Source organism: Cohnella fermenti (assembly GCF_004801405.1).
Lineage (GTDB): Bacteria > Bacillota > Bacilli > Paenibacillales > Paenibacillaceae > Cohnella > Cohnella fermenti.
The window spans coordinates 17,377-37,873 of sequence record NZ_SSOB01000036.1 but is presented as its reverse complement, the minus strand read 5'-3'; the positions used below and the strand labels follow the sequence as shown (position 1 = coordinate 37,873).

15 protein-coding genes are annotated in these 20,497 nt (G+C 58.7%); all 15 read left to right on the top strand.

The window, feature by feature from the left end; all coding sequences use genetic code 11:
• Window positions 1–44 precede the first annotated feature (44 nt).
• The 15 genes from gltB to E6C55_RS23445 all read left to right on the top strand — a co-directional run bounded on the left by gltB (window position 45) and on the right by E6C55_RS23445 (window position 20,447).
• Window positions 45–4,652 carry a glutamate synthase large subunit gene (gene gltB / locus E6C55_RS23515; protein ID WP_136372272.1) on the top strand — a complete coding sequence of 1,536 codons (4,608 nt, stop codon included), beginning with the start codon at window positions 45–47 and terminating at the stop codon, window positions 4,650–4,652.
• Between the two features lie 302 nt (window positions 4,653–4,954).
• Window positions 4,955–6,160: an acyltransferase family protein gene (locus E6C55_RS23510; protein ID WP_168735838.1), complete on the top strand. Its 1,206-nt coding sequence runs from the start codon at window positions 4,955–4,957 to the stop codon at window positions 6,158–6,160.
• 16 nt (window positions 6,161–6,176) lie between these two features.
• The gene (locus E6C55_RS23505; RefSeq protein ID WP_136372270.1) at window positions 6,177–7,139 is read left to right on the top strand and encodes a nucleotidyltransferase family protein; all 963 of its coding nucleotides are present in this window, start codon (window positions 6,177–6,179) and stop codon (window positions 7,137–7,139) included.
• A gap of 297 nt (window positions 7,140–7,436) precedes the next feature.
• Window positions 7,437–8,429 (top strand): GDP-mannose 4,6-dehydratase, encoded by a 993-nt coding sequence (gene gmd, locus E6C55_RS23500; protein ID WP_136372269.1) that lies wholly within the window; start codon window positions 7,437–7,439, stop codon window positions 8,427–8,429.
• 13 nt (window positions 8,430–8,442) lie between these two features.
• On the top strand, window positions 8,443–9,387 hold the full coding sequence (locus E6C55_RS23495; protein ID WP_136372268.1) for a GDP-mannose 4,6-dehydratase: 945 nt from the start codon (window positions 8,443–8,445) through the stop codon (window positions 9,385–9,387).
• An 83-nt stretch (window positions 9,388–9,470) separates the two neighbouring features.
• On the top strand, window positions 9,471–10,220 hold the full coding sequence (locus E6C55_RS23490; RefSeq protein ID WP_136372267.1) for a YveK family protein: 750 nt from the start codon (window positions 9,471–9,473) through the stop codon (window positions 10,218–10,220).
• A complete protein-coding gene (locus tag E6C55_RS23485; RefSeq protein ID WP_136372266.1) occupies window positions 10,201–10,866 on the top strand; it encodes a CpsD/CapB family tyrosine-protein kinase in 666 nt (221 codons plus the stop codon). The genes E6C55_RS23490 and E6C55_RS23485 overlap by 20 nt, the downstream gene beginning before the upstream one ends.
• Window positions 10,867–10,886: 20 nt before the next feature.
• On the top strand, window positions 10,887–11,777 hold the full coding sequence (gene galU / locus E6C55_RS23480; RefSeq protein WP_136372265.1) for a UTP--glucose-1-phosphate uridylyltransferase GalU: 891 nt from the start codon (window positions 10,887–10,889) through the stop codon (window positions 11,775–11,777).
• Window positions 11,778–11,826: 49 nt separating this feature from the next.
• Window positions 11,827–13,053, top strand: a complete 1,227-nt coding sequence (locus E6C55_RS23475) for an efflux RND transporter periplasmic adaptor subunit (protein ID WP_136372264.1) — start codon at window positions 11,827–11,829, stop codon at window positions 13,051–13,053.
• Between the two features lie 25 nt (window positions 13,054–13,078).
• Window positions 13,079–14,815, top strand: a complete 1,737-nt coding sequence (locus E6C55_RS23470) for a hypothetical protein (protein ID WP_136372263.1) — start codon at window positions 13,079–13,081, stop codon at window positions 14,813–14,815.
• A 59-nt stretch (window positions 14,816–14,874) separates the two neighbouring features.
• A complete protein-coding gene (locus E6C55_RS23465) occupies window positions 14,875–15,966 on the top strand; it encodes a glycosyltransferase family 4 protein (RefSeq protein ID WP_168735837.1) in 1,092 nt (363 codons plus the stop codon).
• Between the two features lie 13 nt (window positions 15,967–15,979).
• Window positions 15,980–16,960, top strand: coding sequence for a glycosyltransferase family 2 protein (locus E6C55_RS23460; protein WP_330999654.1), 981 nt, complete (start codon window positions 15,980–15,982; stop codon window positions 16,958–16,960).
• A gap of 4 nt (window positions 16,961–16,964) precedes the next feature.
• Window positions 16,965–18,254: a glycosyltransferase family 4 protein gene (locus E6C55_RS23455; RefSeq protein WP_168735836.1), complete on the top strand. Its 1,290-nt coding sequence runs from the start codon at window positions 16,965–16,967 to the stop codon at window positions 18,252–18,254.
• Window positions 18,238–19,620, top strand: coding sequence for a lipopolysaccharide biosynthesis protein (locus E6C55_RS23450; protein WP_136372259.1), 1,383 nt, complete (start codon window positions 18,238–18,240; stop codon window positions 19,618–19,620). Before E6C55_RS23455 ends, E6C55_RS23450 begins: the two co-directional genes overlap by 17 nt.
• Window positions 19,617–20,447, top strand: coding sequence for a glycosyltransferase family 2 protein (locus E6C55_RS23445; RefSeq protein WP_136372258.1), 831 nt, complete (start codon window positions 19,617–19,619; stop codon window positions 20,445–20,447). The genes E6C55_RS23450 and E6C55_RS23445 overlap by 4 nt, the downstream gene beginning before the upstream one ends.
• Window positions 20,448–20,497: the final 50 nt, after the last annotated feature.

Below are 20,497 nucleotides of genomic sequence, written 5' to 3'. Positions count from 1 at the left end.
GCAGTCCCCCTCCCTCACATTCCTTACAGAAAGGTTGCGTTCATATGACTTCTTACGTGAACGGATTGCCCCCTAAGCAAGGACTCTACGACCCGCAGTACGAGAAAGACGCATGCGGAATGGGCTTCGTCGCTCATATCAAGGGGAACAAGTCCCACGAGATCATCGAGCAAGCCCTGTCGCTACTTATTAATATGGAGCATCGCGGCGGCCAAGGCAGCGAGCCGAACTCCGGAGACGGAGCCGGCATCCTGCTGCAGATTCCACACGACTTCCTGGCCGAAGAGACGGCGAAGCTCGGCTTCGCCTTGCCGGAGCCCGGCCGCTATGCGGTCGGCATGATCTTCCTGACGCAGAACGAATCCGAGCGGACGAAGCATGAGCAGTTGTTCGCTTCCATCGTCGAGGAGGAGGGGCTGGCGGTGATCGGCTGGCGCACCGTTGCCACGCGCGACGATATGCTCGGCATCTCCGCCAAGCGCGTGAAGCCGTTCGTTCGCCAAGCGTTCATCTCCCGCACGGAGGGATTCGCGGACGATATGGCGTACGAGCGCAAGCTGTATGTCATCCGCAAGAGAGCGGAGCGCGCGATCCGGTATTCCGGCATCGAAGGCGGCGAGACGTTCTACTTCACGAGCTTGTCGAGCAAGAAGATCATCTACAAGGGGATGCTCACGACCGAGCAGGTCGGCCAGTTCTACGTGGAGCTTCACGACCCGCGAGTCGTCACGGCGATGGCTCTCGTTCACTCCCGCTTCTCCACGAACACGTTCCCGAGCTGGGAGCGCGCGCATCCGTTCAACTACATGATTCATAACGGCGAGATCAATACGCTGCGCGGCAACGAGAACTGGATGCACGCCCGCCAGACGCTGTTTGAATCCGAGTTGTTCGGCGAGGACCTCGAGAAGGTCAAGCCGGTCATCAACCACGACCTCTCCGACACGGGCAAGTTCGACAACACCTTCGAGTTCCTGTACCTGGCCGGACGCCCGCTCGCGCAAGTTGCGATGATGATGGTGCCTGAGCCTTGGCAGAACGACAACGACATGGACGACGACAAGAAGGCGTTCTACGAATATCACAGCACGATGATGGAACCTTGGGACGGCCCGGCGGCGATGGGCTTCACCGACGGCGTCCAGATCGGCGCCATCCTGGACCGCAACGGCTTGCGTCCGGCGCGCTACTACGTGACGAAGGACGATCTGATCATCATGGCTTCCGAAGCCGGCGTCATCGAGCTTCCGCCGGAGGACATCGTGCTGAAGGACCGCCTCCGTCCGGGACGCATGCTGCTCGTCGATACGAAGCAGGGCCGGATCATCGCCGACGAGGAGCTGAAGAAGGCGATCGTCTCCGAGCATCCGTACCGCGAATGGTTGAGCGAGCATCTGGTCGATCTTGACGAGTTGCCGGAAGCGACCGAGCTGCCGGTTCTGGATCACGAGACGATTCAGAAGCGCCAGCAAGCATTCGGCTATTCGTTCGAAGACGTTCGCCGGATCATTGAGCCGATGGCCGCAGGCGGCTCCGAGCCGCTCGCTTCGATGGGCTACGATGCCCCGCTTGCGGTGCTCTCGGAGCGCCCGCAGCGTCTGTTCAACTACTTCAAGCAGTTGTTCGCGCAAGTGACGAACCCGCCGATCGACGCGATTCGCGAGGAGATCGTCACCTCCACGTTCACGACGATCGGACCGGAGCGCAACCTGCTGAACCCGGAGCCGGAGAGCTGCCGTCATATTCGCCTCGAGTCCCCGATCGTCTCGAACGAGGACTTTGCGAAGCTGCGCCACGTGCATCGTCCGGGCTTCAAGTCGATTACGCTGCCGATCTTCTTCATCGCGAAGGACGGGGAAGAGGGGCTTCGCGAAGCGATCCGGATGCTGTGCGAAGCGGCGGACCGCGTTATCGCCAAGGGGCATAACATCCTGATTCTGTCGGACCGCGGCGTGGACGAGGAGAACGCGGCGATTCCTTCGCTGCTGGCCGTCTCGGCGCTGCACCACCATCTGATTCGCCAGGGCACGCGCACGAAGGTCAGCATTCTGCTCGAATCCGGCGAGCCGCGCGAGGTGCATCACTTCGCATTGCTGCTCGGCTACGGCGTAAGTGCGGTCAACCCGTACCTGGCGTTCGAGACGCTCGACGATCTGATCCGCCAAGGGCTGCTGCGCAACATCTCGCACGAGAAGGCCGTGAAGAACTACCTGAAGGCCGCCAACAAGGGCGTCGTCAAGGTACTGTCGAAGATGGGCATCTCGACGATCCAGTCGTACCGCGGTGCGCAGATCTTCGAGGCGATCGGCCTGAAGTCCGATGTCATCGACCAATACTTCACGTGGACGCCATCGAGAATCGGCGGCGTCGGCCTCGACGTTATCGCGGCCGAGACGCTGAAGGGCCATTATCGCGCGTTCTCGACGCAAGAGGGCGCAGAGCGCGAGCTCGACTCGGGCGGCGATTACCAATGGCGCAAGGACGGGGAAGACCATCTGTTCAACCCGAAGACGATTCATACGCTGCAGATGGCGACCCGCTCGAACGATTACAACCTGTACAAGAAGTATTCGGCGCTCGTGCAAGGCGAGTACGAGGAGATTCGCACGCTGCGCTCCCTGCTCGACTTCAAGCTCGATCAGCCTCCGGTGCCGATCGAAGAGGTCGAGCCGGTCGAATCGATCTTCAAGCGGTTCAAGAGCGGCGCGATGTCGTTCGGCTCGATCAGCAAGGAAGCGCACGAAGGGCTCGCCATTGCGATGAACCGGATCGGCGCCAAGTCGAACTCCGGGGAAGGCGGGGAAGATCCGGCGCGCTTCATTCCGGACGAGAACGGCGATTCCCGCCGCAGCGCGATCAAGCAGGTCGCTTCCGGACGCTTCGGCGTCACGAGCCACTACCTGGCGAACGCGGAAGAGATTCAGATCAAGATGGCGCAAGGCGCGAAACCGGGCGAAGGCGGCCAGTTGATGGGACGCAAGGTGTATCCTTGGGTTGCGGAAGTGCGCGGCACGACGCCTGGCGTCGGCCTTATCTCGCCGCCTCCTCACCACGACATTTATTCGATCGAGGACTTGGCCGAGCTGATCCACGACCTGAAGAATGCGAACCGCCATGCGCGCATCAACGTCAAGCTCGTCTCCGAGGTCGGCGTCGGCACGATCGCGGCCGGTGTCGCCAAGGCCCGTGCGGACGTTATCCTCGTCAGCGGCTATGACGGAGGAACCGGCGCTTCTCCGATCGGCTCGATCCGCCACGCGGGCCTGCCGTGGGAGCTCGGTCTTGCGGAGACGCATCAGACGCTGATCCTGAACAACCTGCGCGACCGCGTCGTCGTCGAGACGGACGGCAAGATGATGACCGGCCGCGATATCGCCATCGCCGCTCTGCTCGGCGCGGAGGAATACGGCTTCTCAACGGCTCCGCTCGTTGTGCTCGGCTGCATCATGATGCGCGTCTGTCAGTTGGACACGTGCCCGGTCGGCGTCGCGACGCAGAATCCGGAGCTTCGCAAGAAGTTCATGGGCGACCCGCAATATGTCGTCAACTACATGCACTTCCTGGCGCAGGAGCTTCGCGAGATCATGGCCGAGCTCGGCTTCCGCACCATCGAGGAGATGGTCGGCCGCACGGACCGCCTGGACACGAAGAAGGCGATCAGCCACTTCAAGAAGGCGGCGGGCGTCGATCTGACCGATCTGCTCTACATGCCGGAGCTGCCGGAAGGCTCGTTCCGCACGAACGTCAAGAAGCAGAACCATATGCTCGAGGAATCGCTCGACCTGCTGCACTTGCTCGCCGCCGCCCAGCCGGCGCTGGAGAGCGGGGCTCGCGTGGAAGGCACGTTCCCGATCAAGAACATCAACCGCGTCGTCGGCACGATTGTCGGCCATGAGGTTACGAAGCGTTACGGCAAGGCGGGCTTGCCGGCGGACACGATCAACTTCCGCTTCGTCGGAACGTCCGGTCTCAGCTTCGGCGCCTTCATTCCGAACGGGATGACGCTGACGCTCGAAGGCGATGCGAACGACTACGTCGGGAAGGGATTGTCCGGCGGCAAGATCGTTGTCCATCCGTCCAAGAAGGCGATCTTCAAGGCGGAGGAGAACATCGTTGCGGGCAACACCGCCTTCTACGGCGCGACGAGCGGGGAAGCCTACGTGAACGGCGTCGCCGGCGAACGGTTCGCCGTCCGCAACAGCGGCGCGAACATTGTCGTCGAAGGCGTGGGCGACCACGGCTGCGAATACATGACGGGCGGACACGTCGTCATCCTCGGCAAGACCGGACGCAACTTCGCGGCGGGCATGTCGGGCGGCGTCGCCTATGTGATCGACTGGGACCGCGACTTCCACAAGCGCTGCAACTTCGAGATGATCGGTCTCGAGGCGCTGGAGGACGAGAAGGAGATCGCGATGGTGCGCGGCATGATCGAGAAGCACGTCGGCTATACGGGCAGCAAGCTCGGGCGCCGGGTGCTTGACGAGTGGGAGGAATTCCTGCCGCGCTTCATCAAGGTCATTCCGAAGGACTACAAGCGTATGCTTGAGCAGATTGCCAAGGTCGAAGCACAGGGCCTCAGCGGCGACAAGGCGCTGCTCGCGGCGTTCGAAGCGAACATGAGAGAGCTGGCCAGAGCCGGCGGGAATTAAGGCACAAGCCGTCGATGACGATGGTTATCGGCCGCTATTGCCGCCATGCCAGCCGATCAATGTGAGAAATCATATTAAATCGCAAACGTTCTTCAATTTAAAATAACTGTTTTAAACAACCGCCAGGGTGATCGTCCATCGATCCTCCCAGGCGGTTTTTCTTATTTTATTGGCAATTTTCGATCTGAAAATTTTGGAAAAAATTTAGAATCGATGGCTTTCTATATGAATTGACAATTTAAGCTAACGGAGCTACAATGGCAAAAAAGATACAATTTGTATCATTTAAATGGGAGGCAGGAATGAAAAATCGCATTCCGGAAAGGTGGGTCATCGAGGGGAAGCTATCCGTCATCCTCGATCTTATCCGCTGGGCGGCTGCCTTGGTTGTCGTGTTGTCCCATGTCAAAGGCTTGTTCTTCCTCAATTACTCCGAGCTTGCCAATCCGGCTTGGTATCTCAAACCGCTGTATGCGATCTCGAGCTTGGGACATCAGGCGGTCATGGTCTTCTTCGTCCTAAGCGGCATGCTGATCTCCGCCAATGTGATGAAGCTCGTGGAGAAGGGGCGATGGAGCTGGAGCGGTTACTTGCTTCATCGATTGACGCGATTGTACGTCGTGCTTCTCCCCGCGCTGCTCCTCGGCCTGCTGTGGGACCATGCCGGCGCGTCCGCTTACGGAGGAACGGGGGTCTATGAAGGCTTGCCCGAGGACCGGTTTATTCTGGACTACTCCAGCGCCGACTTGTTGACTTCGACGGAGTTCCTCGGGAATCTCCTGTTTCTGCAAGGGATTGCCGTAGCTCACTTCGGGTCGAACGGCCCTCTCTGGAGCTTGTCCTTCGAATTCTGGTATTACATTCTGTTCCCCTGCATGGTTCTCGCGATCGGCTCCAGAGCCAATAGCCGCAAGCTGCTGTACGCGCTCGCGGCGGTCGGCATTGCGTTCTTGATGGGAGAGCGAATGCTGCTGTACTACATTATCTGGCTGCTGGGCTTCGCTCTTCACCTGCTTCCCGCGAAGCTCTCGAGAGCCGGGATTGCCGGTGCAATCCTCTGTCCGCTCCTCGCTCTGGCCGCCTTGGGCGGGAGCCGATTCTATGCGGTTCCGATGAGCGAATTCAGCCAGGATCTTCTCCTTGCTCTCGCCTTCTCCGGGGTGCTCTATTGCGTCAAGTTGGTTTACTACCGGAAGCCTGCCCCTTCGCCGACAATCCGCCAAACCGCCTCGTCTCTCGCCGGCTACTCCTATTCGCTGTATCTGACCCATTTTCCAATCCTCGTGTTCTTGCACGCCATGGCGTACGACCGGAATGCTCAGAAGTGGCAGCCGGATGCCATCCACCTTGCTTATGGAGCGGTCCTGTTCGTCGGAGTCAGCGTCTATGCGTGGATGCTCGCCCAACTGACGGAGAAGCAGACGGCGAAGGCAAGACGGTTCCTCGAACGTATGGTGCTCCGCCCTCCCTCTTCCCGCAAGCGTTCCTTCTATAACCAGATCAAATGATAAGCGAGGATACCCAATGATGATTCCGTTCCTGCAAGAGCTTTATAAGCCGCATCCGGAGTTCCGGCTGAACGAAGAGGACTGCCGGCGCCTGCTGGCCGAGATTGAACTGTTCGGCATCGCTGCCCAGGTGTACATGCTTCTGAAGGAGAAGGGGGACGCAGCCAAGCGCCTCCCCGAGCTGTTCTGGCAGAGCCTTGCTGGCGGCTTTACGAATAGCGTGCAATTCAATCTCTATATGAAGGTTCAGGAGGAGGCCATTCTTGGCGCGCTTGAACGGAACCGAATCCATGGCATGCCGCTCAAAGGCATTCAGTTCGCCAGCCGTTACTTCGGCCATTACGGAGCGAGATTGACGTCGGACATCGATATTTACGTTCCGGAAGCCGAGCTGAGGAGGGCGATTCGTTGCCTGGAGGAGCAGGGATTCGCGTTCGAGATCATCAAGGACCACCACGCTCGCCTGCACAGGGGCGATCTCACCGTCGAATTGCATCTGACGTTCGACAAGCAGTACTGGTCGAGGCTGGACCCCGCTCCGTTCTGGAACGAATCGGAACGCTTCAAGGAATACCGCTATATAAGGCAACTGTCCACTCAACAGGCGTTCTACTTTATCTGCTTGCACGGGGCCCGGCACCACATGGATAACATGAGGTTCGTCCTGGATATTGTGCAGATGCTGTATCGGAGCGGAGAAGAGATCGACTTCGATCTTCTGTTTAAGCAAGCGAGACGGGACTTGACGTCGCGAAGAATCCGGACAGTTCTGACGATTGTGTATCGTCAATTCCCGCAGTTGCAGATGAGGAAGCCGCTCGACATGACATATATCGACTCCGGTTGGAATTACGATACGATTCGTGCCGCGATTCTTGGAAGAAAGGGAGTGCCTTATTACCGCTATAAGCTGCACTTCAAGCATCTTATCTTCGATTCGTGGAAATACGCGCTCAAATCCATCTCCAAGCCTTATTGATTCCCGAATGCCGAGGATAACGATCGACACGGCGGAAGTAAGCGCTTTATTCCGAATAAACGCAATCGCTCGCGATTCTAGGCCGAAAGGTTCAAAATTAAGCATTGACAAGTTACATATTGTATCTTAATATGAAGGTGAAAATGATACAAAATGTATCTGTTGAATTGTATCTATTAGTAGCGAATGACAATTCTTTGCGGCTATTGTCGAGAATCGTGAATCAGGAATCGAGAATCGGGAATCGAATCGAGCGGCAAAAACAGACGAGACTTCGGGACGCGGGGGCGGTACGGGATGAGATCAGCGCTAATTACGGGCGTTACGGGGCAGGACGGCTCCTACCTGGCAAAGTTTCTGCTGGATAAGGGTTATCGGGTATTCGGATTGATTGCAAGACGAAGCTCCAGAATGAACTGGAGGCTGGTTCATTTAGGAATCGAACAGCAGGTTGAGTTCATCGAGGGCGACCTGACGGATTTGTCCTCGCTGATCCGCGCCTTGCGCATCGCAGAGCCGGACGAAGTGTACAACCTGGCGGCCCAGAGCTTCGTCGGGACTTCCTGGGATCAGCCCATTCTAACTGCGAATGTAACGGCGATAGGTGTCGTGAATTTGCTGGAAGCGATACGCCTTACGAATAGAGCGATACGATTCTATCAAGCGTCGACCAGCGAGATGTACGGGCTCGTTCAGCAGCCGATGCAATCGGAATCGACTCCGTTCTACCCCCGGAGCCCTTATGGCGTGGCCAAGCTCTACGGTCACTGGATTACCGTGAATTACAGGGAGAGCTTCGACTTGTTCGCTTGCAGCGGAATTCTGTTTAATCATGAATCTCCTCTGCGCGGCATCGAATTCGTCACGCGCAAGGTGACCGACGCGGTTGCCCGAATCAAATCCGGTCTGCAGAGCAAGCTCCATCTGGGCAACATCGACGCTCAGAGGGATTGGGGCTTCGCCGGCGACTACGTAGAGGCGATGTGGCTTATGCTTCAGCAGGACACTCCCGACGATTATGTGGTGGCCACGGGCCGTACGACAACCGTGCGGGAGATGTGCCGAATCGCCTTCGAGCATGTCGGCTTGAACTACGAGGACCATGTCGTCATCGATGCCAAGCTGTACCGTCCCGCCGAGGTCGACGTGCTGCTCGGCAATCCCGAGAAAGCGATGAGGAAGCTGGGGTGGGAGCCCCGGACGAGCTTAAAGGAGCTGATCGAGCTCATGGTCGATTCCGATCTGGACAGATTAAAGGCCGAGAGTCGCGAGTCTCTGGTCAACATCTGAGGGAGATGCAGCGATGCGTGTTCTAGTTACGGGTGCGGGAGGCTTCGTCGGGCGTCATCTTGTCGATCATCTCGCGATGCGGGGACATGATGTCGTCGCGGGAACGAGAGGCTCCGAAGCTCGGGTTCGGCCCGGCATTCGGAGCGTAAGTCTGGATATGCTGAGCGCCGAGGATATCCGCAAGGCGGTAAGCCTCTCGAAGCCGGAAGCGATCATTCATCTGGCGGCGCAGAGCAATGTCGCCGACTCTTGGCGAGATCCCTTGCATACAATGCGGCTGAATACGATAGCGTCGATTCAGCTTCTGGACACGATTCGGGAGTTATGCCCCGGCACGAAGCTGATCTCGATCGGCTCAAGCGAAGAATACGGAGCCACCCCCCAATGCGGCGAGCCGATTACGGAGACCGCGCCCTGCCTCCCCCAGAACCCCTACGCCGTCAGCAAGTTCTCGGCAGGACAATTGCTGCTGCAGATGGCGCGGAGGGACGGCCTGAACGTCGTTCACGTTCGTCCCTTTAACCATTTTGGCCCCGGTCAGTCATTAGGCTTCGTTATCGCGGACTTCGCTTCCCAGATCGCCCGGATTGAGCAGGAGGAGACGGCTCCGATTATCCGTGTCGGCAATCTGGCGGCCAAGAGAGACTTCACCGATGTGCGGGATGTCGTTCGCGCCTATGCGAGCTTGATCGAATGCGAGGCGGAGCCGGGAATATTTAACGCGAGCTCGATGAGCCCAAGGGAGGTCGGCGGAATCTTGCATACGTTGATCGGCTTCTCCCAAGCTCCGATCTCGATTGAAGTCGATAACGGCAAGTTCAGGCCGATCGACGTTCCCGTCTATGTAGGCTCTTCGGACAAGCTAAGGCAGGCCGTCGGCTGGTCCCCGCAATTGAACTTCGAGCAGAGCCTGCTCGAGACGCTGGATTGGTGGAGGGAACGAACCGGTTATTCGTGAGGACAAGCCGGGGGAATCGTCTCTGGTCGAAGGCGATCGATCCCAAGGCGATCTTGACATTGAGCGATCTCAGGAGGTTACCAATGGAAATTAAACAGTACATGAAGCTGCTTAAAAAACGGCTGTGGCTCATTCTTCTATGTGTGGCGATCTCGATGGCGACGACGACTTATTTGAGCTACGAGAACTATCAGCCGCTCTACCAGGCATCGACCAAGCTGATCGTCAACAAGACCGAGCAGGATCAGCAAGGCTCGGAGACGATGGACCTCGCGGCTATCAATGTGAATATCGGACTGGTCGAGACGTATAAGGAGATCATCATGACACCGGCCATTCTGGGTGTCGTCGTCGATCGCTACCCGGAATTAAACCTGACGGAAGACGAGCTCGGCTCCCGCATCGCGATCTCCAACTACAATGGGACCCAAGTCATGACGATCCAGACGACGGACAACACCTACGAGAGGGCGGCGGATATCGTTAACGCCGTCGCTCAGGTGGTAAAGACCGAGATTCCCCGCATTATGAAGGTGAACAACGTCGAGCTTCTGAACACGGCCGATCCGAATGAGACTCCCCCTCCGATCAATCAGGACATCAATCAGAAGATCGCCATCAGCTTCGCCGTATCGCTTCTGTTCGCTGTCGGAATCACCTTCTTGCTCGAATTCCTGGATGATACCCTCAAGACCAAGAAGGATATCCGGAACGTCATGAACTTGCCTACGCTGACGACGATCCCGACGATCAGGCGCAAGGCCATGAGAGCGAAGAAGAAGACATCTCAAAAACAGGTGGGAGAGACGAAGTATGCCCCGGTCCAACAATAGAGTCTACATCGCGCTCCATTCCAATCCGACGTCTCCCTTGGCCGAAGCCTACCGGAACTTAAGAATCAATATTGAATTCAATGCCGGGGGCAAGGAGATGAAGACGATCGCCCTGCTCTCGGCGAATCCTGGCGAGGGCAAGTCGACAACGGCGCTGAACCTGGCCACCGCGTATGCCCAGATCGGATCGCGAACGTTGTTGATCGATGCCGACATGCGCAAGCCTTCGCTTCATACGGCATTCGGCATCCCCAATAATCTGGGCTTAACGCACATTTTGGCCATGGATCGGGAGCCGGAGGAGACGATTCAGGAATCCGGCATTCCGGGGCTGTCGATTCTTCCGTCGGGGCCGGTTCCGGTCAATGCTTCCGAGCTGCTGGCGTCCCGGAAGTTCGACCAACTGCTGCTGCGGTTGAAGGAAATCTATGACATTGTGCTGATCGACACCCCTCCCGCGCTCAAAGTGATGGATGCCTCGATCGTCGCCTCCAAGGCGGACGGAGCGGTTATCGTCGTCGAATACCACAAGGTGAAGAGCGATGAAGCGAGAAGGCTTGTGGAGGAGATGGCGAGCGTGAACGCGAATGTGCTCGGCGTCGCCTTAAACAAGATAAACAACAGGGATGTAGCGGTGTACCCGTAAAGAGAAGGAGTGGGATAGGGATGAAGAAGGTCAGAAAAGCGATTATTCCTGCAGCGGGGTTAGGCACGAGGTTCCTGCCGGCGACGAAGGTCATGCCCAAAGAGATGCTGCCCATCATCGACAAGCCTACCATTCAATACATCGTGGAGGAAGCTATCGAGTCGGGTATCGAAGACATTCTGATTGTGACCGGCAAGGGCAAACGCGCGATTGAAGATCACTTCGACCATGCCTTCGAGCTGGAAAATAATCTGGTGGAGAAAGGGAAGCTCAAGCTGCTGGAGGAGGTGCGGCGATCCTCTCAAGTAGAGATCCACTACATCCGGCAGAAGGAACCGAAGGGGCTGGGCCATGCCGTCTGGTGCGCCCGCAAGTTCATCGGAGACGAGCCGTTCGCCGTTCTGCTCGGGGACGATATTGTCCAGGCGGAGGTGCCCTGCCTGAAGCAGATGATCCATCAATTCGAGGCGACGGGCTCCTCCATCATCGGGGTGAAGCCGGTGCCGGACGAAGAGACCCATCGCTACGGGGTCATTGATCCGATGAGCAAGGAAGGCCGCCTCTACCACGTGCGCAAATTCGTCGAGAAGCCGCCGGAAGGCAAAGCTCCCTCCAACCTGGCAATCATCGGCAGATACATTCTGACGCCGGAGATTTTCTCCTTCCTGGAGCAGGGAGAGATCGGCGCCGGAGGCGAGATTCAATTGACGGACGCGATCGAGAAGCTGAACGAGATTCAGAGCGTATACGGCTATCAATTCAACGGCATTCGGTACGATGTCGGAGAGAAGCTGGGCTTTATTCTTACGACTCTCGAATTCGCGCTGCGCAATGAAGAGCTGCGGATTCCGCTCACGTACGAGATGGAGAAGCTGATCGAGCTGCAGAGAGACTTGAGGGTAATCGGATAGATGCCGGATAGACGCCGGAGATGCCGGATAGAGACAAGGGAGATATCTGATGAGAAGGAATAATCGCAAGATTTGGAGTCGGTTGAAGTCGGCGGGAATCCTTGCGCTTGGCGCGGCCCTTCTGGCGGGATGCTCGCTGAAGGCTCCGGCAGCGAAGCAAGCGGACAAGGATGCCGCTCCCGTCATTCAGACGGTGAACGCGGCGGAGGTCAAGAAGCAGAGAATCGGGGACCCGATCGAGATTCAGGCGGAAGTGTTCCCTTCGGTAGAGATGGAGGTGCAAGCCTCCATGAGCGGAATAGCAGGCAAGCTGTTCAAGAGCCGGGGAGACGCCGTGAACGAAGGCGACATTATCGCCCATATCGATTCGAAGGAGCTTCAATTGCAATTGGACCAGGCAAACAACGAATTGAGCAAGGCCAAAGCCGAGCTTGCGAGGGTCAATCGCAGCCATGAAGCCGCCCTCGCTCAATTAAAGCAGTCGGTGCAGCTTGCGACGAACAGCTATAACCAGGTACGCAATGCTTACGATGCCGGCACGGCGAGCGATGCGGAGCTGGACTCGGCCAGCAAGCTGCTCAGCTCCGCCAAGATATCGCTGGAATCGCTGAAGCAGCAGCAGCAATCCGAGACGAATGCGGTTCAGAGCGGCATCCAGTCGGCAGGGATGCTGGCGGCGGCGGCGGAGAAGGCGCTTGGCGAGATGGACGTAAAAGCTCCGATCTCAGGCATCTTAACCGATGTGAGCCTCGAACCCGGCGCTGTCGTCCAGGCCGGAGCGACGATCGGACTCGTTCAGAAGCTCGATTCGGTGACGCTGACCGTATCGCTCCCCCCTTCTTACCTTGGCTATGTGAACGGGAAAAAAGAGCTGGGGTACTTGCCGCAGGACGGAGCTCAGGAGAAGCCCGCGCCGATCACCTATCTCTCGCCGAATCCGGACGCGAAGACGGGCAATTACGTGCTGGAGATGACGGTCGCCAATCCGGACAACAGCCTTAAGCCGGGCAACAAGCTGAAGATCAGGCTGACGAAGGAGGAAGAGCAGATCGTTCTCGCGATTCCCACGAAGAGCATCGTCAAGGACGGAGACGAAGCTTATGTGTTCGTGCTCTCGGGGGATGTTGCGAAGAAGCGCCGGATCGAGCCGGGAAGGGTGAACGAGCCGCTTCAAGAGGTGCTCTCCGGGTTGGAGGAGAACGAACGGATCGTCGTCTCGGGGGTCAATCAATTGCATGACAACGAGAAGGTTCAACTGCCGGCTGCCAAGTCTTAATAGAATCGACGAAGGAGTTATCGACATGAGAGCGTTCTGGACCAAATTTATTGTTGTAACCGCCTTGTTCGCTTTGCTCGCGGTGGCCGCAGCTCCTCCGGTCTCCGTCGTCCGTGCGGCGGATTCAACCGCCGCGCTGCCCTCGTACAAGCTGACGGACCTGATCGCTGTCGAGGTCAAGAGCGTGTTGAACGAGAGGGTCGCCACGGGAACGAGAATCGGAGTCGTCGTTCGATTGACGAACCAGAGCACGAAGGTTACCCGGGTGCCGAGCTACGAGTTCCGGGCCCGGACTTCGGAAGGAATCGATTACACGCTTAAGCCCAGCGCGACGAACGCGGCGTCCATCCAGCCGAAGGAGAAGGTCGAGCTCAGCTACATGATTGTCGTCTCTCGCGAGGAAGCCTTCTCGCTGGCCAAGCTGATCTGGGTAGAGGTCAATAACAACGTCTATCCGAAGGTGGAACAGGCGAAGCTGACGGTGCCAATAGCCGGGGCGGAGTGGAGAGGAAGCAACTCTTCGTTCAGCGACAAGAGCCTGGTGAAGGAATGGGGCCAGTCCTTTACGCTGCCGAGCCTGTCCTCGATTCTCAAGTTCACCCCCATAAGCGCAGTGAAGCAGAATACGCTGAAGGGTCCCGCGGTATTGGTCGTCTTCCAAGTGGAGAACACGGCGTTCCGCAAGACCTTCCTCCCGAATCTGCTGATCGAAGGCAAATCGGCGAACAAGTCGTTCGCCGGCCAATGGGTGGGGGCGGGCGACAAAGCGATCGAACCGGGAGAGAAGCAGCGGTTGTACTTCACCATCATGACGGACAGCCTCTCGAGTCTGAACAGCGTGACTCTGCTCACGACGGAGTCCTTCTCCACGGCGCAGACGCCTGCGAATGCCGTTGTCGCCTACAATGTGGGGCTTGCGAGCGTGAAGCTTCCCGCCAGCCTAAACGCGAATTTGACAGCCGGCGCGTATGCGTTGGGCAACCCGATCTCGTTTAACCAGTTGAACCGGATGATTCCCACGGAGCTGTCGGTGTCGCTCGTCGAGCTGAACCGGTTCAAGAGCGTCTCCGGCGGATTCGATACGATCGTCGCGAAGTTCAAGCTAATGAACAAGAGCTTGACTCCGGTGCTTCTCCCGCTGTTCGGCACCCAGTTGAAGAGCTCGGACGGCAGCGAGTATGAGGGCGCATCCAAAGCTTCTTCCGAGAGGCTGCTCCCGCCGAATTTGGGTTATGTCGTCAGCTACGCCTTCACCGTTCCTCAAGGAGGAAGCGACGAAGGATGGACGCTTAACCTCTTCGACAACCAGACGGCGGCTCCGCTGCAGATTCCGATTGCGGCGCTTCGGGTGAAGGCGGGCGAAGGCGCTTCGGCCGACGCTGCCGAAGCTGGAGCCGCTGCCGAAGCCGGCGATGCTGTCGAAGCCGGAGAACCGGTCTACCCGTATACGTTGGGCTTCTCGAAGTGGAAGCTTCCCTCGTTGACGGCTCCCGTGCTTGAGATTGAGACGGAGGTCTCGCACCTGGATAACGTCATTGTCGATGCGGAATTCAGCCGGCTCAAGTTCGAGCTGCTGGACGCCAACGATAACGTGGTCGCGGTCGAATATGTTCCGTATTCGGGGGCCATTCCGCTGAAGACGGGAACCTTGTCCCTTACGGTCTCCGGATTGAAGAGCACCGCCTCTATCCAGCATGTGCGCATTCTTGAAGCTATCGATACGGCGTACGGAGAAGCTGCCCGCCTGCTCGTCCAGCTATGAGTCCGCGGAGCAGGCGCACGATCGTTCTCGTTGCTAACGACGTCGGAGGCAAGGGCGGAATGGAGACGCACCTTGAGGAAGTCATCACAAGGCTTAAGCGGGACCATAACGTCGTCGTGGTCGCCGCCACGATGAAGCTGCGGGATGCCGAAGGCGTCCGGTTCGTCCGGGTGCCCGTCATCGCAAGGCCCGTTCCGATCATGATGATTCTGTTCGCGATTGTCGCATCGATCCGACTGTTGTTCATCAAGCGGGACCTGCTCCACACGACGGGAGCGATCGTCTTCAACCGGGCGGACTTCTCGACGGTCCACTTCTGCATCGCGGGTTATCGGCAGGCGGTAGGCGACAAGGAATCCGGGCAGAGCAGGTCCTGGCCTTACCGGCTTAATCAGCGGTTAACGACAGGCATCGCGCTGGCGATGGAGAGGCTGATCTATCGCCCCGAGCGCACGAAGCGGCTCATTGCGGTGTCCAACCGGGTCAAATCGGAGGTTCTGAGCTTCTTCCCCTATGCTCCATCCATGGTGGAGGTGGTCCCGAACGGCGTGGATGTTCAGACGTTCCGACCGTATGACGAGAGGAGCAAGCAAGAGGCGAGAGCGAAGCTCGGCTTGCCCGGGACGGGGCAGCTTCTGCTCTTCATGGGCGGAGATTGGCACAGGAAAGGGCTCGGCTACGTGATCGAGGCATTCAACCGAGTGGCGGAGCAGTTCCCGGCGCTGCAACTGCTCGTCGTGGGCGGGGGAGACAGCGAGGCTTACCGGAAGCGGGTGGCAGCCGCCTATCGGGATCGCGTGCGCTTCGCCGGCAAGCAGCCGAATCCGGAGGAGTGGCTCGGAGCGAGCGATGTATTTATATGCCCGACGCTGTACGAGACGTTCTCCCTCGCCGTGCACGAGGCGGCGGCGGCCGGGCTGGCCGTTATGGCGACGAGAGTCGGCGGTGTCGAGGACCTGATCGAACACAAGGTGAACGGCTACTACATCGAGAGAGACGCGAATGGAATCGCGGAGTCGCTGCGAGAGCTGCTCGCCCAGGAGCGCCGCGGAGAGCTGGGTCTTAAGGCAAGCAGGAAGGTGCAGGCTTTGACGTGGGATCATACGTACCGGCGCTTCTCCGAGCTGTATCGTCAAGCGTTCCCCACATAGCCGTTCCTGATTAATGAAGATGATAGGTGATTCCATGCCCGCTATCTCCGTAGTAATTCCAACTTATCGAAGAACGCACGATCTTCGCAGATGCTTGCGGGCTCTTCGGACCCAGATTCGCGCTCCGGACGAGGTGCTGCTCGTCGTTCGCGATACCGACGAGGAGACCCGATCGTTCCTGGAGGCGGAGCCGATCGAGCTGAGCTCGCTCCGCATCGTTGCGGTGACGGAGCCGGGGCAGGTGGCGGCGCTGAATGCCGGGCTCCGCTGCTCGAGCGGGGAGATCGTCGCGATCACGGACGACGATGCGGCGCCGAGAAGCGATTGGCTGCTCCGGATCGAGAATCACTTCGTTCAGGATGCAGCGCTTGGAGGAATCGGCGGCCGGGACTGGATTCCGACGGAGCTCCGAAGAAGCGGCTTCCGGAGGGCGAGAGTAGGCAAGGTTCAATGGTTCGGGAGAGTGATCGGCAATCATCATCTGGGGGACGGCAAACCTCGTTATGTCGATTTTCTCAAGGGGGCCAACATGAGCTATCGAAGAACCGCGATCGAAGGCATCCGGTTCCATACCGGCTTGAAGGGCGTCGGCGCGCAGGTCAACAACGACATGGAATTCAGCATGGCGGTGAAGCGGGCCGGCTGGAAGCTGCTCTATGATCCGCTGGTGGCAATCGACCATTATCCGGCTTCGAGGTTCGATGAGGACCAGAGGCATGCCTTCAACGAGATCGCGATGCATAACCGCGTTCACAACGAGACGTATGTTCTGCTGCTGAACTTCGGCGCTCTGAGGCGCATGATCTTCATGGCATGGCTGCTGACGATCGGAACGAGGGCTTCGCCGGGATTGCTGCAATGGGTTCGGCTGCTTGTCCGGGAACCGGGATTGGCGAATGGGAAGTGGATGGCCGCTCTCCGCGGAACGTTGGACGGGTATCGCGCCTGGAGAGCGTGCGGGGACAATCGACAGGCCAGGAAGAGAGAGGGGTAATCTCGTGAGAATTGCTTGGATCGGACCAATGCCGAACAACGGCGGCGGGGCTACTGGAGTGGGGCGCTCCATTCTGCAGGAGCTCTCGAAGAACGGAATTGAAGTGGACTGCTACTTCTCGGGCGACAAGGCGAATATTCCGGATGTGCTGCTGAAGGAGAAGAAGCTGCGTTACTTCTGCGAGAAAACCTCGTGGAGCTGGAATCGCTGGTACAGCCGCAACAATTATATGGCGTTCGTGACGGGGCAATATGCGAACCTTCGCTGCGAGATGAGACTTGCCAAGATCATGGCGGAGCAGCACCGGATCAAGCCGTACGATCTCGTGTTCCAGTTCTCGCACATCGAGCTGCACGCGCTCCGGAAGTACAAGAAGGAGCTGCCTCCGATCGTGCTCTACCCGACTGTGCACCACGCGGCGGAGCTGCGGTGGCATCGCCGGGAGAAGCATCTGGCGAAGGGCTCCGAATCCTGGGCGACCCGGATGCTCGTCCGGCTTATGCTGAACCTGCGAGCCAGCACGCAGAGGCGGCACGTGAAGTCGGTGGACTATATCGTCAGCCTGAGCCGCAACTTCGCGAAGGAGCTGTGCGAGGACTACAACATGAGTCCCGACAAGGTCAACTTCTTCGTGCCCAACCCGATCGACGTGGACAAGTTCGCGCCTCAACCCGAGCTGCGGCTGTCCCGACAGGACAAGCGGGTGACGTTCCTCTTCGTGTCCCGGATCTCGGTGCGCAAGGGAACCGAGATGATGGTGGAATTGTCCCGCCGGCTGTCCGATCTGGCCGGGCAAGCGAGAATACTGCTGGTCGGCAACCATTCCCTGTGGTCCGATTACCGCGGGCTGCTGAAGGGACTGAATACGGAGGTGGCGACCTATGTCAGCGAGATCTCCGGCAGTGAGCTGCAGCGCTTGTACCACGACGTGGATTCGTTAATCGCTCCGAGCCATTACGAGCCCTTCGGTCTGGTTGTCGGGGAGGCGCTGGCCAGCGGCCTGCCGGTCGTCGCGAGCGACAAGATCGGCGCGGCGGAGGGGGTCGACGAGCGGGTCTGCCGCGTGTTCGCCGCAGGCGACATGGACGCGATGGAGGCAACCGTACGCAAGCTGTATGCGGAGATTCGGGCCGGCCGAGGCGACGAGCTGTCGGGGATCGCCCGCCAGGAAGCGATTCGATTGTTCTCGCGCGAGAAGGTGGGGGCCGACATCATCGACATCTTCGAGCGGCTGGTGCAGAAGAAGCCAAGCATAACGGCCAGCCGGGGTACGGTCTATGGAGTCACGAACTAGAGCGGGGGGAGGAGTATCGAGCCTCCTTCGGCAGACGCTGCAGACCTTCATGAGCATGTCCGGGTTCATGTTCATCAACGTATTCTCCGCCATCCTCCTGTCCAGAGGCTTGTCGCCGGACGACCGCGGAGTCTACCTTGGCATCACGATGTGGAACGGCTTGATTCTGGGCTTCTGCGATATCGGCATCTATATAACGAGCGTTTATCTATGGAGCCGCTGCCGCGAGAAGGACCGCAAGGACGTGTTCATGACGCTGCTCGTCTGGGCCGTCGGCACCGGCGCGGTATGCGTGGGGGTGGTGGCGCTCTTCGCCGATTGGATGCTGCGGCATCATCTTCAAGCGGACGAGAAGCTGATGGCGTACCTCTTCTTCGCCTCCTCGATCACGGGGCCGCTGTCCAGCCTGTTCTCGGGAATACTGGCGGCGGAGCAACGATTCTCTACCGTCAACCTGCTGAGGGTCGGCATCCCCGCCGTGCTGACGACCTGCTGGCTTGTTTACTTCACGGCGGACCGGCTCTCCATCGGGATGTGCCTGGCGACGACGAGCGCCATCTCCTTCCTGGGCATTGTCCCTTACTTCTGGCAGATGCGAACCAACCTGAAGGCCGGGGGAAGATTCCGCTGGAGCATCTTCAAGGAAGGATTCTGGTACGGCCTTAAGGGGCACGGCAGCAGCGTCGTGAACGTCGTCGGCAACAGCAGCTCCCAACTGCTTATCTTCGCGCTTACGCCGGCCGCGCTCGCTTACTACCAGACGGCGAGCAGCGCTCTCGGCATTCTGTGGGCGCTGCCTGCGGCTATCGGGGTTACGAGCTTCCCCGACCTGGTGAAGGAGAACCCGAAGCTGCTGCATGACAGAACGAGCCGGTTCATTCGTCTGACGGCATTATGCACGCTCCTGGGCGGCATCCTGCTCGGCCTCGCCGAACCCGTGCTTATTCCGTTCTTGTTCGGGCAAGCCTATATCGCTTCCGTTCTGCCGGGAATCATTCTGCTCCCGAGCGTCCTGTTCAGCGGGCTGTCGAGCATTCTGGCCGGGGCGCTGAACAGCACGGGAAGAACGCTTCACAACTCGATAGCGGACGCGGCGAACGTAGGCGCTACGTTGCTTGGCATGATGCTTGTCCTGAAGCCATGGGGGATCAGCGGAGCGGCCTTCTCCGTTCTGATGGGTGCGATCATGAGCTTCAATGTGCGGCTGGTCTGGTACGGCAGATGCATCCGGCAGATTAAGCCCTCCGAGTTCTTGCCGAGCCTCGCCGATCTTGCCGCGCTCGCCCAATCGGCGCTTGGCATCCTGCGCAAGCTGAAGCCGATAAGCAAAAGCGATATGCCCGCCAAGGGAGGGAGCTTGCCATGAGAGTGTCGGTCTGCATCTGTACGAGGAATCGGCCGGACGAGCTCGAACGGGCGCTTCGTTCGTTAGAGGAATCCAGCTACCCGATCCACGAGGTGATCGTATCGGACGACAGCACGGACAACGCGACGAGCAGGCGGATTCGCCGATCGTTCCCGGAGCTGAAGTATATGCGCGGTCCGAGGCAGGGGCTTGCCGCGAATCGGAACCACTGCCTCGCTTCGGTAACCGGCTCCCACGTTCTCTTCATGGACGACGATGTTGTGCTCGCGAAGACGTTCCTGTGGAACATTCTGAAGACCGGCCAGCAGGCGGAGCGCACGGAGAAGCCGCCAATCGTGACCGGACTGGAGAACAACAGAGGTAAGCTTGTCCACCCGAACGAGCAATCGTTCCTTGGCTTCCAGAGCCGGGTATACCGGCAGGGGGAGCCGCTGCGAACCATCGTAATCAACAGCACCGTATTCCCGGTTCAACTGTTCGACGAGCTGAAGTTCGACGAGAACCTGATCTACGGCTATGAAGAGGTCGATATCGCGACAAGGGCGGCGGGCCGGGGTTATCCGATTGTGCTGGCGCCGGGAGCGATTAACGATCATTACCCGTCGGCCGCCAACCGGGATTATTACGAGCCGCACGTCGAAGCCTCCCGACTCTACGCAACCTTCAAGCGCTATCGCTTCACGGAACGGAAGCGAGTGAAGGCGGCTTCCTTCCTTGCCGCCGCTTCGCTCCATGCCCTTCTGCACGGCGTCAAGGAGCGGAAGCCGGGGCGGGCATGGCGAACGATCCATCATTCCTACTCGATGATTGCGAGACTGCGGTATTAGGGAGAGAAGAGTTAGGGAGAGAAGAGTCAGGAAGAGAAGAATCAGGAAGA

Bases quoted from the DNA above. Each gene is read 5' to 3' on its own strand.
- E6C55_RS23450 (WP_136372259.1), top strand. From the start codon at position 18,238: ATGGAGTCACGAACTAGAGCGGGGGGAGGAGTATCGAGCCTCCTTCGG.
- galU (WP_136372265.1), top strand. From the start codon at position 10,887: ATGAAGAAGGTCAGAAAAGCGATTATTCCTGCAGCGGGGTTAGGCACG.
- E6C55_RS23445 (WP_136372258.1), top strand. From the start codon at position 19,617: ATGAGAGTGTCGGTCTGCATCTGTACGAGGAATCGGCCGGACGAGCTC.
- E6C55_RS23490 (WP_136372267.1), top strand. From the start codon at position 9,471: ATGGAAATTAAACAGTACATGAAGCTGCTTAAAAAACGGCTGTGGCTC.
- E6C55_RS23505 (WP_136372270.1), top strand. From the start codon at position 6,177: ATGATGATTCCGTTCCTGCAAGAGCTTTATAAGCCGCATCCGGAGTTC.
- E6C55_RS23475 (WP_136372264.1), top strand. From the start codon at position 11,827: ATGAGAAGGAATAATCGCAAGATTTGGAGTCGGTTGAAGTCGGCGGGA.
- E6C55_RS23465 (WP_168735837.1), top strand. From the start codon at position 14,875: ATGGAGACGCACCTTGAGGAAGTCATCACAAGGCTTAAGCGGGACCAT.
- E6C55_RS23485 (WP_136372266.1), top strand. From the start codon at position 10,201: ATGCCCCGGTCCAACAATAGAGTCTACATCGCGCTCCATTCCAATCCG.
- E6C55_RS23495 (WP_136372268.1), top strand. From the start codon at position 8,443: ATGCGTGTTCTAGTTACGGGTGCGGGAGGCTTCGTCGGGCGTCATCTT.
- gmd (WP_136372269.1), top strand. From the start codon at position 7,437: ATGAGATCAGCGCTAATTACGGGCGTTACGGGGCAGGACGGCTCCTAC.
- E6C55_RS23460 (WP_330999654.1), top strand. From the start codon at position 15,980: ATGAAGATGATAGGTGATTCCATGCCCGCTATCTCCGTAGTAATTCCA.
- E6C55_RS23470 (WP_136372263.1), top strand. From the start codon at position 13,079: ATGAGAGCGTTCTGGACCAAATTTATTGTTGTAACCGCCTTGTTCGCT.
- E6C55_RS23510 (WP_168735838.1), top strand. From the start codon at position 4,955: ATGAAAAATCGCATTCCGGAAAGGTGGGTCATCGAGGGGAAGCTATCC.
- gltB (WP_136372272.1), top strand. From the start codon at position 45: ATGACTTCTTACGTGAACGGATTGCCCCCTAAGCAAGGACTCTACGAC.